Here is a 14107-nt window from a genome sequence, read left to right as displayed (position 1 = left end):
GACCGAGCCGTCGTCGCCGCCGGGAGGATCCCGCCCCATGACGGAAATCGACCGGCTTCCCCAGGTCGCGACCGTCGACAGTACGCCCCGGCGCGTGGGCATCGAGGTCGAGTGCGGCGGACTGACGGAAGCGGAGGTGGCGCAGGTCGCCGCCGCGACACTAGGCGGAACACCACGGCGGGTGGCCGAGTACGACTTCAAGGTCGAGGGCACCGAGCTCGGCGAGCTTCAGGTCATGCTAGACACCGTCTACCGCGAGCAGAGCGGCTCGGCCCTGGCGCGCCTGGGGCTGGATCTTAGCCGCGCCGTCGTGCCCGTCGAATTCGTGACCGAGCCGATCCTGCCCCAGCAGATCCCGCAGATCGACCGCCTGTGCGCCGCGCTGCGCGACGCCGGCGCAACCGGCACCCGCGACGGCATCCTTCTGGGCTTCGGCGTGCACCTGAACGTCGCCGTGCGCGGCGAAACGGGCGGCGACATCATGCCAACGGTCCGCGCCTATGGCCTGCTCGAGGACTGGCTGAGGGTGGTGGCAGAGATCGACGTCTCGCGCCGGGCGTTGCCCTTCGTGCACACTTGGCCACACGCCTTCGTGGACCTTCTGGCCGAGGATGCAGCCGCCGGATGGAGCGTCCGAGACCTGATCGATGCCTATCTCACCCACACGCCGTCGCGGAACCGGGGGCTAGATCTTCTGCCGCTGCTGCGCCACCTTGACGAGCCGCGTGTGGTCGCCGGGCTGCGCGATGCCCACGCATTGAACCCACGCCCGGCCTTTCACTACCGCCTGCCGGACAGCCGCATCGACGATCCGGCATGGTCCGTCGCAGAGGAGTGGAACCGCTGGTGCATGATAGAGCGGACGGGCGACGACGCCGAGCTTCTTGCCGCTCTGGCCGCGGCTTGGCGCGCGCGCCGGGCCCGGCCGCGGCCCATGGGCCGAAGCTGGGCGGAAGAGGTCGACGCTCTATTGTCCGAGCGGATGAAGGAGCACCGCATCGCATGACGAAGCCGCTGATCGCTGTCACCACCTCGCGCCGGTCGGGGTGGCGCATCTTTCCCCTGGTGAACTTGAACCTGTGGTTGGCTGGCGCGCGCGGCGTGCGCTGGGTCGCCGGGAAGCCGTCGGACGTGCGCGGCGTGGACGGGATCATCATCGGCGGCGGCGACGATATCTCGCCCGACCTCTACGGCGGCGAGTTCATCACCAGCGCCCGGCTTGACCCCGACCGGGACGCGATGGAGCGGCGCCTGGTCGAGGAAGCCATCGCCGAGGGCAAGCCGGTGCTGGGCATCTGCCGCGGTGCGCAGATGCTGAACGTCGCGCTCGGCGGTACGCTGCACGAGAACGCGTACGGCGTGTACACCGCAAGCGACCGCTACTGGACGATCCTTCCGAAGAAGCGTGTCCGGATCTGCGAAGGCACCCGCCTGGCGCACCTGTCGGGCACCGAGACGATGAAGGTGAACGCCCTGCACAGTCAGGCGGTCGACCGGCTGGGGTCGGGCCTTTGCGTCGCGGCAAGGGACGGCGGCGGCATGATCCAAGCGATCGAGCGCGACGTGGAGCCCTTTGCGCTCGGCGTGCAGTGGCACCCCGAGCACCTGCCCTATGCCCGCCGCCAGCGCGCGATCTTTCGCGCCCTCGTTGCCGCGGCACGCGCGCAGCGCGAACACCGCGGGCAACTTCACTCGGTCGACATGGCCGCCGAGTGAGGCTTAGGCGTAATCGGCGACGGTCCCGTTGAAGACGGCGCGGTTCTGCTCGTCCACCCGGCGCAGCTTCGCCGCGGGGACCGAGACGATGGCGCCGCTCTCACGCTCGACCAGAAGGTTCAGCAGGGTGCGTGGCGGGTCGTCGAACTCAACATCGTGCACGCGGCCGAGGTAGCCGTCGTCCTGCGTCCGCGCCTCGCGGCCCAGCCAGTCCTCGGTCTGCTCGAGCTGGTGCATGCGCCCCTGCTCGTCCCGCAGCGCCTCCTCGGGCAGGCCTTCCGGGTTCTCGCGCTCGGCGTCGTGGCTTTCGGCCGCCAGCTGCGCCTGCATCAAAAGCGGCGAGTAGGTGCCCCCGAACGGCCCAACGATCAGCGGCGGCCAGGCGGTGAAGGCCATGGCGGGATCGACGTGATCCCAGTGCGGCGCGCCTTCCAGCTCGTCCTTCGCCAGCCGCACGTTCCACGTCTTGGCCGACGGGTCGACCTGGCCCATCCGCTCGGCCTCGACCAGCACTTCGTTCCGCTGAAGCCAGCCACCGATGTCGAGCGCCACGTAGCGTAGCTTTTGCGTCGCCGGTTCGTGGAACAGCGCCGTCACCGGGAACGTGTCGCCGTCGGCCTTGCCGCCATAGCTCAGAAGATCGCTCAGCTTGTGTGTCATGTCATCCCTCCGGCAGGATCAACCCGGCGCCCGCCGGCGCGGTTCCTGCCTCAGTAGTCCCTCTCATAGAAGATACCGAGGCTGGTCTCGCCACTGTTGGCTGCACCGCCCTTGACCGTGACCTCGGGCGTGATGTCGAGGTTGAGGTTGATCTCGGCCTCGCCCTCGGCGTCCACGGTCACGTCGGTATAGATGTTCTCCGAGATATAGGCGCCGGCCCGCAGCGCGGCGTTGCCCTCTTCGTCCGTCGTCACGTCCAGGTCGTCCAAGCCGAACTCGTTTCGGATCTGGCTCACCAACCCGTCGCCCCCGCGCCCGGACAGTGTCGCCACGGCCGAGGCGAGTTGCGCCGCCTGGAGCGGGGAGATGTCGGTGATCGACCGCCCGAAGAGCAGCCGCGCCAAAACCTCGTCCTGCGGCAGTTCCGGCTGCGACCGGAAATCGATGTCGGGAGAGTTCACCGGCCCCTCGAGCACGATGAATACGTCTACGTCTTCGGCCTCGGTACTTGCGACCAGCCGCACGAAGGGCGTGAAGTCGCCCTCGAGCGTCACGCGTCCCTCGTCGAGCACGAAGCGCTGGCCAAGGATATCCAGCCGGCCGCGGATCAGCTCGAACTGGCCCGACGGAATGACGTTGTTCGTCGTCCCGCTGAGCCTGAGGCTGCCGCCCAACTCGGCATCCAGTCCGCGACCGCGGATGAAGATGCGGTTCTCGGCCACGACGTTCAGGTCCAGGCGGAAGGCCCGACCGCCCCCTCCGCCGGCCCCGTTCGCGGTGGAGCGGCCGTTTTTGTCCAGAAGCCCCGCCCGTTGCAGGGTCTGCCGCACGGCCGGCGGCGTGTTCACGTGCTGGATGTCGAAGTCGGGCCCCGACACGCCCAGCCCGCCGGACGGGATGCGCAGCTCGGTCTCGCCCAGCCGCAGCGTGCCCGAAATCAGGGCGCCGCCGGTCAGCGGCCCGTCGACGTTCACGGTGCCCGAAACGCTGGTGGTGTAGAGCCCGGGCTGGCGCACGTCGAGGCTGGACAGCTCGATGGCGAGGTCCGCCGGAAAGGCGCCCGACAGAGCCACTTGCCCCGCCGCCGAGAGGGTGCCACCGCTCTGCTTCTGCGCGGTAACGTTGAGGGTGGCGCTGCCGTTCGACAGGCGCACGGTGGCGTCGATGTCGTTCAACACCGCGTCGAGTTCGGGCAGCACGGCGCGTGCGCCGTCGGTCGCGACGGTGCCCGAAACCGACGACAATGCCGGGGGGCCCTCGACCGACAGGTCGAAGGTGAGCCGTCCGTCGATGGAGCGGGGCTCGATCACGCGGTTGGCAAGCCCCAGGGGCGCGCCGCCCTGCACGTCGAGGTTCAGCCGCTGCGTCTGCGGGTTCACCGTGCCGTCGACGGCGAGAGTCGTGCCGCCCGGCCCGCCAAGGTCCAGATCCAGCGCCACCGCCGCACCCGGCGCTTCGGAGACGTTGCCCGACAGCGTCACGGGCCCGGTGAAGCCCGGCGCGTAGGGCGCGATGTCGGCCAGCCGGGCCGAGACGTCGAGACTGGTGCTTTCGGCGCCGTAAAGCCCCTCGGCCGCCGCCGTCAGCGCCGGCGTGTCCAGCGCGAACTCCTCCACCTGGATCGGCGCGCCCGCACTGTCCTTCCGGACGGCTAGGTCGATGGTCGTCGTCGCGCCCAGCAGCCGGTCGACATCGGCCTGCCCGATGGACAGCCCGGTGGCATTCACGTCCACCGAGACATCATACGTGTCGAGGCTCGTGCGCGCCTGTCCCGCGATCTCGGCTTGGATCGCACCCGAAAGCAGGCGGTTAGCCAATTGGCTGAAGCGCGACAGCTCGTCCGCCCGCAGCGACGCCTGCCCCGCGATCAGCGGCGCGCCCGAGGGGATGTCGCTGACATCCACATCCGCCTGAAGCGCGACGTCCGGTCCGCTGGCATCCAGCACCACCTGCCAAGTGCCGTCCTCTTCCTGCGCACGCAGGTCGATCTCGGCCGGCCCGTCAAGCTGCGGCAGGATCGCACCCGTCTGCGGCACGTCGATATCGGCGACGATGCGTCCGGCTCCGGGAGCATAGGTGCCTTCGCCGCTGGCGGTGATCTGTGGATTCGAGACGCGGAAGCGGTCCACCTCGATCCGCTCGCCCGAGCGCGCGGCGGCGATGGCAATCTCGGTCGTCCCCTCCAGCAGCCGGTCGGCCTCGGGCTGGCCGACGCCGATGTCGCTGGTCGTGCCGTTGAGCACCACGTCGAGATTCTGCAGGTCGGCGGTGACGAAGCCCTCGGCCTGCAGGTCCACCGCACCCGACAGTTCGCGGTTGGCGAGGGCGCTGAAGCGTGACAGATCGTCGGCCTCGACCGCGACTTCACCCTCGACCCGTGGCGCCTCGGTCTCGAGGCCGGTGATATCCATCAAGCCGTTCACATCGGCGCCCAGACCCTCGGCGTCGAACGCCACGCGCCAACCTTCTTCGACCTCCTCAACCTGCGCGTCGCCCGCGACGGGGCCGCTGAGACCCTGCACGACCAGCCCGGTCTCGGCCAACCGGAACTCGGCCGAACCGGTGCTGACGCCGGGCGCATAAAGTCCCTGCCCCGACAGGGTCAGCTGCGGATTTTCCACCGAAAGGCTGTTCACCCGCACGCCCGCGCCTTCGCGTTCGACGCTGCCGGAAAGCTCCGTCCCGCCGGCCAGCAGGCGGTTCGCGATATCCACGCCAACTTCGAGCGACTGCGATGCGCCGTCGAAAGTTACGTCGTAGTCGCTCAGGTCGGTACGGGCCGAGCCCTGCGCCGTCAGCGACACTGCCCCCGAAAGGGGACGCCCGGCGATTTCCGAGAAGAGCGAAAGGTCCTGCGCCGTCACCGCTGCCTCGGCCCGCACAAGCGGCGCGGGCGCATCCAGCTCCGTCACCCGGCCTTCGGCCGAAACCGCCGCCTGCGCGCCCTCGGCTTCCAAGTCGAACTGCCACGCGCCGTCCTGAAGCTGCGCCGTCACATCCAGAACCGCCGGCCCCTCGATGCGCGGATCCACGCGCGAGGCGTCGGGGATGCGCACATCAAGATCGACCGAGCCGGCCTCGGAGCTCAGGTCGGCGGAGCCGCTGACCTGCACGCCTTCGGCGATCAACTCGAGCGCCTCGACCCGCGTGCCCGTCTCGTCCCGTGTGGCGTTCAACCCCAGCCGCGCGTCGCCGCCCAGAAGGCCGTCGAGCTGCGGCTGCCCGATCTCCAGGTCAGTCGTCGTGCCTTCCAGCGCGACGTCGAAGGTTCCGGCCAGCAGCCCGGCCTCGAGGTCCAGCGCCAGCTCGGCTGAGCCGTCTAGCGGACGTCCGGCGAGGCCGGAGAATGCCGAGAGATCCTGAGCCGACAGCGCCGCTTCGGCCGAGGCGGTGATGCCTTCGCCCGTGGGGTCGATGGTCGCCTCGCCCGCAAGACGATAGCTTTCCCCCTGCAGCGTCAGGCTGTCGAGCACGATCGCCTCGCCCGAGCGCCAGCGCAGCGCGGCATCGCCGGTCACGCTTTCGCCCAGCGCCGCCTGCGCGTCGCCCTGCTCGAGAGTCACGCCCTCGGCCGCGAAATCGAAGTCGGCCGTCACCACCTGCTGATCGTCCTCGGTCGCGATGCGGCCGGTGCCTGTCAGCGCCAGCTGGCCGAAATCGCCGGCTGGGGTTTCAAGCCCGTCTAGCACGATCTCGCCCGTCCAATCCTCGCCCTCGCTGGCATCGAATGACACGTCGAGCCCGGCGCGCTGCACGCGCAGATCGCTGCCCACCGGCAGCAAGACCGGCCCGCCCTCGGGCGAGGCGATCTCGCCTTCGACGTCGATGCGTTGCGGCAGGCGGTCGGCGCCGATGACGACCTCGCCGGCAAGGTTCAGCGACTGCGCGTCGATGCGGATGCGCGGGATCTCTATCCGCCCGTCGGCGAAGATGCTGCCTTCGGCCACCAGGCCGATGTCGTCGCCGAAGAAGGGGCGAAACTCGGGGCTGAAGACCGGGGCCAGATCGCCGCCCAATTCCGCCGAAAACTGCCGCACCTGCGCGTCGCCCTCGCCCTCCGTCTGCAGCGACACCGTGCCGTCCAGCCGCGGCTCGCCGCCGGTGGCCAGCGCAATCTCGGCAGCGTAGTCCGACAGCGGGCCGGTGCCCTCGACCGACAGCGCGACCGAGGGGCGGCCCGGCAGATCCAGCAGCTTGGCCGCGATGCCGTCCGGCCCCTCGTCAAGCGCGAGGTCCAGCGCCAGGACCTGAGTGTCGTTGGAGTACGCGCCCTCCAGCGTCAGAGCACCCTGCTGACCGTCGACCCGTTCGACGGCCAGCTGCGCCTCGCCCTCGCCTCCTGCCAGCTCGGCCGCGCCCGAAACCGAAACCGCCGCCTCTTCACCGAGGATGGGCTGGCCCAGCACGACGCGCTCCAGGTTCAGCAGGTCGACGTCGACCGACACCGGCAGATCGGGCAGCGAGAAGCCTTGCGCCTCGGCCGGCGGCAGGTCGGCCCCGGGCTGCGCGGCGGGCCGCCGTTCCACGATGACCTCGGCCGCCGACAGTTCCTGGACCTCCAGCGCCCCGCGCAGCAATGCACCGCGGTTCCAGTCGAGCACGGCGTCGCGCAGGGTCAGCCAGACCCCCTCGTCGTCGGAGATGGTCAGAAGTTCGAGCGAGGCGCGCGAGCTCAGCGCACCGCGGAAGCCCCGGATTTCAACCTCTCGGCCCGCCGAGGACAGGTTGTCCTCGATTAGCCGCTCGAGGAAGCCGCCGCCGTCGTCCTCGTCCTCCTGCGCCGCGGCGGGAAAGACAAGCGCCGTGGCCAGCGCGATGGAAGTCGCGATACGTCTCAAAATGCCTGTCCTATCCCGACATAGATGCCCACGCCGCTGCCGCCGCCGCTGACCGGGGCGGCGACGTCCAGCCGTATCGGGCCGATGGGGGTGAAGTAGCGCACGCCGAGCCCGGCGCCCGAATGGCTGTCGGCGTCGCTGAAGGGCGTCGCCTCGGGCCCCACCGTCGCCCAATCGGCGAAGGCGACGACGCCGAAGCGGTCGGTCACGCCCACGCGCGCCTCGGCCGAAAGACCCAGAAGGCTCGCGCCGCCCGACTCGACACCGTCGGGTAGCGTCACGCCCAGCGCCTGGTAATCCTGCCCCCGCACGGTGCCGCCGCCGCCCGAGTAGAAGCGGAAGTCGTTGGGCACGCCCTGCAAATCCGCGCCGAAGATCGACCCGCCGAAGGCGCGGCCGGCCAGCACGACGCGGTCATCCTCGCCCAACCCGCGATAGCCGCGGGCGTCGATGGTGAAACGCCCGCCGTTGTCCGCGTCGTTGAAGCCCAGAAACGGCTCGAGCTCGGCGTCGACGAAATAGCCCTCGGTCGGGTCGAGCGGGTCGTCCCGCCGTTCCAGCACCGCCCCGATGGGCAGGCTGAGCAGGCTGTAGTTGCGCGTACCGGCGTCGTCGGTGACACGGCTGAAGCGATAGGCGAGCCCGGCCTCGAGCGTCGTCTCCTCCGAGACGATGCGTTCGAGCGCGAAGCCGACGGTGCCGGACTGCGAGGTGAAGTCGGGCTCGTTGAGCTGTTCCAGCTCGGCCGCAACGCGCAGGTTGACGTCGGGTCCGAAGGTGGCGGGCCGGGTCAGCGCGACGCCGATGGTATAGTCCTCGCCGGTGTCCGAGGCGAGCTGCGCCAGTTCGCCATTGACCTGGAACCTCTCGGCCCCGCCCAGCAGGTTGCGGTGAAGCCAGAAGCCCGAAAGCGTCACCCCGTCGATCGACGAGATCTCGGCCCCGAAGCCGAAACGCCGCGGCTTCTGCTCGGTCACGATGGCGGTGAAGTCGAGCCGGTCGTCCGGGCCCGCGACCTCCGCGGCCTGAAGCGTGACCGAGCCGAAGGCGCCGGTGCGCCGCAGCCGTCCTGCCGCCTGTTCCAGCTCGTCGGGGTCATAGATCTGGCCGGTGGGCAGGCCCGCGATCTCGACGATGCGTTCGAGCCGGACGCGGCTGAACCCCTCGGGCCGCAGCTGCCCGAAGCGCAGGCGCCGCCCTGGATCGAGCCGCACCTGGGCCGACAGCCGCTCGACGGCGTGGTCGGCGACGATGCTTTGCTCGGCCACGTCCACCTGCGCGAAGCCCACCTGCCGCCACGCCGCCGCCGCCGCGTCGACCGCGTCCTCTATGGCGGGGGTGTAGGCCGGTTCGCCCGGCGCGAATTCCTCGGGCAGCTCGGTGCCCTGCACCAGCGGCGCCACGCTCGCGGTGCCGAAGCGGTAAAGCGTTCCCGGCTGCACCTCAACGGTGATGGTCGAGATGTCGGCGGGCGTGTTCAGTGGCGCGATGTCCGCGGCCTCCCTGCCGTCGAGCAGGATGTTTACGATGCCGCCGAAGCGGGCCTCGGCATAGAGCACGCCGACCAGCCGCCCGTAATCCGCCTGTGCGGCCGCCAGAAGCTCCTGCGGGTCGTCCACGCCCTCTTGCGCCGCCTCGGCCACCAGCGAAGAGCTAATCAGGTCCTCGCGCAGGTTCTCGTCCGCACCCGGCGTCCGGAACACGAGCCGTTCCAGCGCAACCGCCGGCGTCGCCAGCGGCGCGAGGATGAGGAGCGCGAGCCCGGCAACGATGCGCGCCCGCGCGGCGGAATGGATGGTCATGCGCCCTGAATCTCCCTTGCTCCCCATGAACCTTAACGGTCTGCGGACGCGGCTTCCACAGTCTCAGCCACTGGTCTCTACCTCGTTCTTCACCTGCGCCCAGGTGATCATGGTGAAGACCGCCGTGCCGCCGGCCACATTCCCCAACAGGACGGGCACGAAGAACCCGAAGGCCGCGTAAACGAGCCCAAGGTCGCCGGTCATGATCAGGTATGCCATCTCGACCGAACCGGCGACGATGTGCGTGAAGTCCCCCGCCGCGATCAGCCAGGTGAAGGTGAGGATGACGAAGAACGGATTGCGCGGCGTGGTCGGCAGCATCCACACGATCGCCGCCACCAGCACCCCCGCCGGCATGGCCTTGGCGAAGGCCACCAGCGGCGCGAAGCTCATGGCGTGCTCGGACAGTGCGTGAACTGACTCCATCATCTGAGGCTGGAACGCGCCGGAATAATACAGGAAGCCCGCGGCGACGAAGGCGCCGACCGTGTTCGCCGTCAGCACAACTGTCCACAGCCGCAGCACCAGCAGCACGTTGCGCCTGCACGGGTGGGCCATCAGCGGCAGAACCGTCGTGATGGTGTTCTCGGTGAACAGCTGCATTCGGCCCATGATCACCAGCAGGAAGCCGAAGGTATATCCCACGTTCTCGATCAGGAAGCGCCAGGTCACGGGCGGGATGTAGGTACGGAAGATCGCCTCGCCGATCACCGAGAAACTGATCAGGATCCCCGCCGCCAGACCCGAGAAGACTAGCGACTGCACCGGGCGCGTCATCTCGTCATGGCCGTCGCGGCGGATGACCTCGTAGATCAGGCGCGCGGAGAGGCGCGACGCGTCCTCGACCGAGTGCTCGGCCGCTTCCTCGCCGTCGGTATTCTGCCGTTCATTGGACGTGCTGCCCACGCTCGCTCACTCCGTTCCACGCGCCCTGCCCCGCGGAACCGCGCGCGGCGACAGAGGATTGACCTGCCGGGAACACGCTACGAGGGAGACATTCGATGACCAAGGATCATGGCGCGCAGATCAAGGACGACAAGACCTACGAGGAACTGCGCAAGCAGGGCGAATCGAAGGAAAAGGCCGCCCGCATCGCCAACGCCAAGGCGAACAAGGACATGAACCCGTCGAAGAAAGGCGGCGAGTCCGGCTCGTACGAGGACTGGAGCAAGGACGACCTGTACCATCGCGCCCAGGAGATCGGGATCGAGGGACGGTCGGACATGACCAAGGACGAGTTGATCAAGGCGCTGCGCAACCACTGAGGGCCGCGGTCAGCCCCGCACCTCGCGGGCCCCTGGACTCGTTTCCAGCCGCGACCCCTCCAGCACCTTGACCTCCCGCTGAGGGAACGGGATCGAGATTCCGTTTTCCTTGAACGCGTCCCAAAGCGCCAGATAGACGTTGCCGCGGATGTTGGTCAGACCGCCTGTGGGGTCGGTGATCCAGAACCGCAGGATATAGTCGACCGAAGAGTCCCCGAAGCCCACGATATGGCAGACCGGCGGCCGCGCGGCGATCACACGTTCGACCCGCGACGCCGCCTCGATCGCCACCTTCCGTACCTGGTGCGGATCGTTGGCGTAGGCGGTGCCGAAATAGATATCGAGCCGGACATAGTCGTTCGAATGCGACCAGTTCACCACCTGTCCGGTGATAAGGTCCTCGTTCGGGATCAGGTATTCCTTCCCGTCCCGCGTGGTGATCGAGACGTAGCGCGCCCCCAGCGCATTGATCCAGCCGAACGTCTCGCCCAGCGAGATCACGTCGCCGGGCTTGATCGACTTGTCGAGCAGGATGATCACGCCCGAGACGAGGTTCGACACCACCTTCTGCAAGCCGAAGCCCAAACCCACGCCGATGGCGCCCGACAACACGGCGAGACCCGTCAGGTCCACCCCCACCGCCCGCACGCCGATCAGGAAGGCTGCGCCGTAGGCCACGATCTGCAGGATCTTGACCACGAGCACCTGCATCGACGGCGACAGGCTGTCGTTGCGCCGCACCCGCGCCGCGCCGCTCTGCGCCACGAGGCGCGCGAAGAACAGCAACAGCCCAGTAACGATCAGCGCGTTCAGCAACATCAGCGCCGACAGCCGCACATCGCCCAGCTCGACCGCAAGGCTGTCGAGGAACGCCGCCGCGTCGCCCGTCAGCCCAAGGTAGTAGAGGATCACCCAGATCCACAGAAACCACCGCACGAGGCTGCGCAGCACCGGGTTGCGCACCAGGCGCGTCGCGAACACCACCAGCAGGAGTGCGGTGGCGATCGTGGCGACGAGTTCCATCAGGTAGCTGCGCGAGGGGAAGAAATAGATGGTGCGCATTGCGCCGTAGGTCGCCCAGGACAGCACGACGAAGAAGATGAGCTGCATGCGCTTGTTCAGGATTAGCAGCACGCGCAACCGCCAGCGCGGCCAGCCCTCGAGCGTATGCATCCAAGCCCGCATCCGCGGCTCGGCCCAGCGCTTCAGGCCCCATGATGCGGCCAGGACCACCGCCAGGATGGCGATCTGCTGCAGCCTCGACGGCAAGAGCAGGTTGCGCAGCGACGTTTCGGCCGCGGCCCACCACAGCCGAAGCTGATCGAGGTAAGTGGCGAAATCCCCTTCCATCTTTTCTCCCCTGCCCGCTGCCATCCTAGGGGCGGCATCCCGGTGGGCAAGCGCCGGTGCGCGCTCGGCTCGCCACGCCCCAACGGTTCGACCGGACATGACGCCGGCGCTGGTGCACCTCGTGCCCCTTGCGAGACTCGGCGTGCCCCTGTAATTCCGCCGTCATGGGACCGATTTTCGACATGGACGACCGCGCGCGCCTGCCCTGGCGCTTCTTCGGCGCGACGCTGACCGTCCTCGCGCGCCTATGAGCGCCGCCTTTTCGCGCACCCTTCCCAATTCCGAAAATTTACTGCCGGAGAGGACCGATGTCCCCCAAGACGCTCTATGACAAGATCTGGGATGCCCATGTCGTGCACGAGGCCGACGACGGCACCTGCCTTCTGTATATCGACCGCCACCTCGTCCACGAGGTGACCAGCCCGCAGGCCTTCGAAGGCCTGCGCATGGCAAAGCGACCGGTTCGCGCCCCCGAGAAAACCATCGCCGTGCCGGACCACAACGTGCCGACCGACCCGACGCGCCTGCAGGGCATCAAGGACGAACAGTCCCGCATTCAGGTCGAGGCGCTGCGCAAGAACGCCGCCGACTTCGGGATCGAGATGTATGACGTGGACGACGTCCGCCAGGGCATCGTCCACATCATCGGACCCGAGCAGGGCTGGACGCAGCCGGGCATGACCATCGTATGCGGCGACAGCCACACCGCCACCCACGGCGCCTTCGGCGCGCTCGCCCACGGCATCGGCACCTCCGAGGTCGAGCACGTTCTGGCCACGCAGACCCTCATCCAGAAGAAGTCGAAGAACATGCTGGTGAAGGTCGAGGGCGAACTGCCCCCCGGCGTCACCGCCAAGGACATCACGCTGACCATCATCGGCCGCACCGGCACCGCCGGCGGCAACGGCCACGTCATCGAGTACGCGGGCTCGGCCATCCGCGCCCTGTCGATGGAAGGACGGATGACCGTCTGCAACATGGCGATCGAGGGCGGCGCCCGCGCCGGCCTGATCGCCCCGGACGAAAAGACGTTCGAGTACATCAAGGGCCGCCCGCACGCGCCGAAGGCCGCGCAGTGGGAGATGGCGGTCGAATACTGGAAATCGCTCCGCTCGGACGAGGGCGCGCACTACGACAAGGTGATCGAGATCGACGCCTCGGAAATCGCGCCGGTCGTGACCTGGGGCACCTCGCCCGAGGACGTGCTGCCGATCACCGCCGCCGTGCCGAGCCCCGAGGACTTCCAGGGCGGCAAGGTCGCCGCGGCGAAGCGCTCTCTGGAATATATGGGACTGCAGCCGGGCCAGAAGCTCAGCGACATCGAGATCGATACGGTCTTCATCGGCTCGTGCACCAACGGCCGGATCGAGGACCTGCGAGAGGTCGCGAAGGTAATGGAGGGCCGCAAGGTCAAGGAGGGCCTCCGCGCGATGATCGTGCCGGGCTCGGGCCTCGTGCGCGCCCAGGCCGAGGAGGAGGGCATCGCCCAGAAACTCCAGGAGGCCGGGTTCGAGTGGCGCATGGCGGGCTGCTCGATGTGCCTGGGCATGAACCCCGATCAGCTGTCCGAGGGCGAGCGCTGCGCCTCGACCTCGAACCGCAACTTCGAAGGGCGGCAGGGCTACAAGGGCCGGACGCACCTGATGAGCCCCGCAATGGCGGCGGCGGCGGCCGTGACCGGCCGTCTGACCGACGTGCGCGACCTGGCCTGACCCCAGCGCTCGTCCGTCCCGGCCGGTCCGTCTTCGCAAGGAGGGACCGGCGGGACCGACGGGCCCGCAAGGAGACCTGAGATGGAAAAATTCGAAAAGCTGACCGGGATCGCCGCGCCGCTGCCGATGGTGAACGTCGACACCGACATGATCATCCCTAAGCAGTTCCTGAAGACGATCAAGCGTTCGGGCCTTGGCGTGAACCTGTTCGACGAAATGCGGTATGACCGGCAGGGCAACGAGATCCCGGATTTCGTGCTCAACCAGCCGGCCTATCGCGACGCCGAGATCCTGGTGGCGGGCGACAACTTCGGCTGCGGCTCGAGCCGCGAGCACGCGCCGTGGGCGATCAAGGATTTCGGCATCCGCTGCGTCATCGCGCCCAGCTTCGCTGACATCTTCTTCAACAACTGCTTCAAGAACGGAATTCTGCCCATCGCGCTTCCACAGGAGCAGGTGGACCTTCTGATGAAGGACGCCGAGAAGGGAGCCAACGCCCGGATGACCGTGGACCTGGAGAACCAGGAGATTACCACCTCTGACGGGCAGAAAATCCCGTTCGACGTAGACCCGTTCCGCAAACACTGCCTGATGAACGGCCTCGACGACATCGGGCTGACGCTAGAAAAGAACGCGGCGATCGACACGTTCGAGTCGCGGCTCAACCAGACGCGCCCCTGGATGTGACGCCGCGGCCCGCTTGTGGCCGCCGGCTAGCTGGGTACAAGATGATGGGCCGCCGGACTCCGGCGGCCTCTTCCCGG

10 protein-coding genes are annotated in these 14107 nt (G+C 68.4%); 5 read left to right on the top strand and 5 right to left on the bottom strand.

Features of this window, described 5'->3' with window-relative positions:
• The first annotated feature begins 37 nt into the window (after positions 1–37).
• Together BM162_RS07970 and BM162_RS07965 are read left to right on the top strand one after the other, a co-directional pair.
• Positions 38–1006 (top strand): amidoligase family protein, encoded by a 969-nt coding sequence (locus BM162_RS07970; protein ID WP_093420178.1) that lies wholly within the window; start codon positions 38–40, stop codon positions 1004–1006.
• On the top strand, positions 1003–1716 hold the full coding sequence (locus tag BM162_RS07965) for a gamma-glutamyl-gamma-aminobutyrate hydrolase family protein (protein ID WP_093420176.1): 714 nt from the start codon (positions 1003–1005) through the stop codon (positions 1714–1716). Before BM162_RS07970 ends, BM162_RS07965 begins: the two co-directional genes overlap by 4 nt.
• Before the next feature lie 3 nt (positions 1717–1719).
• Here BM162_RS07965 and BM162_RS07960 read toward each other — a convergent pair whose 3' ends face one another.
• The 4 genes from BM162_RS07960 to BM162_RS07945 all read right to left on the bottom strand — a co-directional run bounded on the left by BM162_RS07960 (position 1720) and on the right by BM162_RS07945 (position 9922).
• Positions 1720–2376 carry a hypothetical protein gene (locus tag BM162_RS07960; RefSeq protein WP_093420174.1) on the bottom strand — a complete coding sequence of 219 codons (657 nt, stop codon included), beginning with the start codon at positions 2374–2376 and terminating at the stop codon, positions 1720–1722.
• Between the two features lie 50 nt (positions 2377–2426).
• A complete protein-coding gene (locus tag BM162_RS07955) occupies positions 2427–7214 on the bottom strand; it encodes a translocation/assembly module TamB domain-containing protein (RefSeq protein ID WP_093420172.1) in 4788 nt (1595 codons plus the stop codon).
• Complete coding sequence (locus BM162_RS07950) at positions 7211–9016, bottom strand: autotransporter assembly complex protein TamA (protein WP_093420170.1); 1806 nt, start codon at positions 9014–9016, stop codon at positions 7211–7213. Before BM162_RS07950 ends, BM162_RS07955 begins: the two co-directional genes overlap by 4 nt.
• A 63-nt stretch (positions 9017–9079) precedes the next feature.
• Entirely contained in the window at positions 9080–9922 is an 843-nt protein-coding gene (locus tag BM162_RS07945; protein ID WP_245759203.1) for a formate/nitrite transporter family protein, read from the bottom strand.
• Between the two features lie 95 nt (positions 9923–10017).
• On the opposite strand from BM162_RS07945, the gene BM162_RS07940 reads away from it, so the two are divergent.
• Positions 10018–10281, top strand: coding sequence for a DUF7218 family protein (locus BM162_RS07940; RefSeq protein WP_093420168.1), 264 nt, complete (start codon positions 10018–10020; stop codon positions 10279–10281).
• 9 nt (positions 10282–10290) lie between these two features.
• On the opposite strand, the gene BM162_RS07935 is transcribed toward BM162_RS07940, so the two are convergent.
• Positions 10291–11631, bottom strand: coding sequence for a mechanosensitive ion channel family protein (locus BM162_RS07935; protein WP_093420166.1), 1341 nt, complete (start codon positions 11629–11631; stop codon positions 10291–10293).
• A gap of 308 nt (positions 11632–11939) precedes the next feature.
• On the opposite strand from BM162_RS07935, the gene leuC reads away from it, so the two are divergent.
• Positions 11940–13343 carry a 3-isopropylmalate dehydratase large subunit gene (gene leuC / locus BM162_RS07925; RefSeq protein ID WP_093420161.1) on the top strand — a complete coding sequence of 468 codons (1404 nt, stop codon included), beginning with the start codon at positions 11940–11942 and terminating at the stop codon, positions 13341–13343.
• Positions 13344–13424: 81 nt separating this feature from the next.
• Positions 13425–14030, top strand: coding sequence for a 3-isopropylmalate dehydratase small subunit (gene leuD, locus BM162_RS07920; RefSeq protein ID WP_093420158.1), 606 nt, complete (start codon positions 13425–13427; stop codon positions 14028–14030).
• Positions 14031–14107 lie beyond the last annotated feature (77 nt).

Source organism: Tranquillimonas alkanivorans (genome assembly GCF_900115595.1).
GTDB classification, from domain to species: Bacteria; Pseudomonadota; Alphaproteobacteria; order Rhodobacterales; family Rhodobacteraceae; genus Tranquillimonas; species Tranquillimonas alkanivorans.
Note: the sequence above shows the minus strand (reverse complement) of the source record. Positions and strands in the feature narration are given on the sequence as shown.

Coding starts and splice junctions, on each gene's coding strand:
- BM162_RS07970 (WP_093420178.1), top strand. CDS start 38: ATGACGGAAATCGACCGGCTTCCCCAGGTCGCGACCGTCGACAGTACG.
- BM162_RS07965 (WP_093420176.1), top strand. CDS start 1,003: ATGACGAAGCCGCTGATCGCTGTCACCACCTCGCGCCGGTCGGGGTGG.
- BM162_RS07960 (WP_093420174.1), bottom strand. CDS start 2,376: ATGACACACAAGCTGAGCGATCTTCTGAGCTATGGCGGCAAGGCCGAC.
- BM162_RS07950 (WP_093420170.1), bottom strand. CDS start 9,016: ATGACCATCCATTCCGCCGCGCGGGCGCGCATCGTTGCCGGGCTCGCG.
- BM162_RS07940 (WP_093420168.1), top strand. CDS start 10,018: ATGACCAAGGATCATGGCGCGCAGATCAAGGACGACAAGACCTACGAG.
- BM162_RS07935 (WP_093420166.1), bottom strand. CDS start 11,631: ATGGAAGGGGATTTCGCCACTTACCTCGATCAGCTTCGGCTGTGGTGG.
- leuC (WP_093420161.1), top strand. CDS start 11,940: ATGTCCCCCAAGACGCTCTATGACAAGATCTGGGATGCCCATGTCGTG.
- leuD (WP_093420158.1), top strand. CDS start 13,425: ATGGAAAAATTCGAAAAGCTGACCGGGATCGCCGCGCCGCTGCCGATG.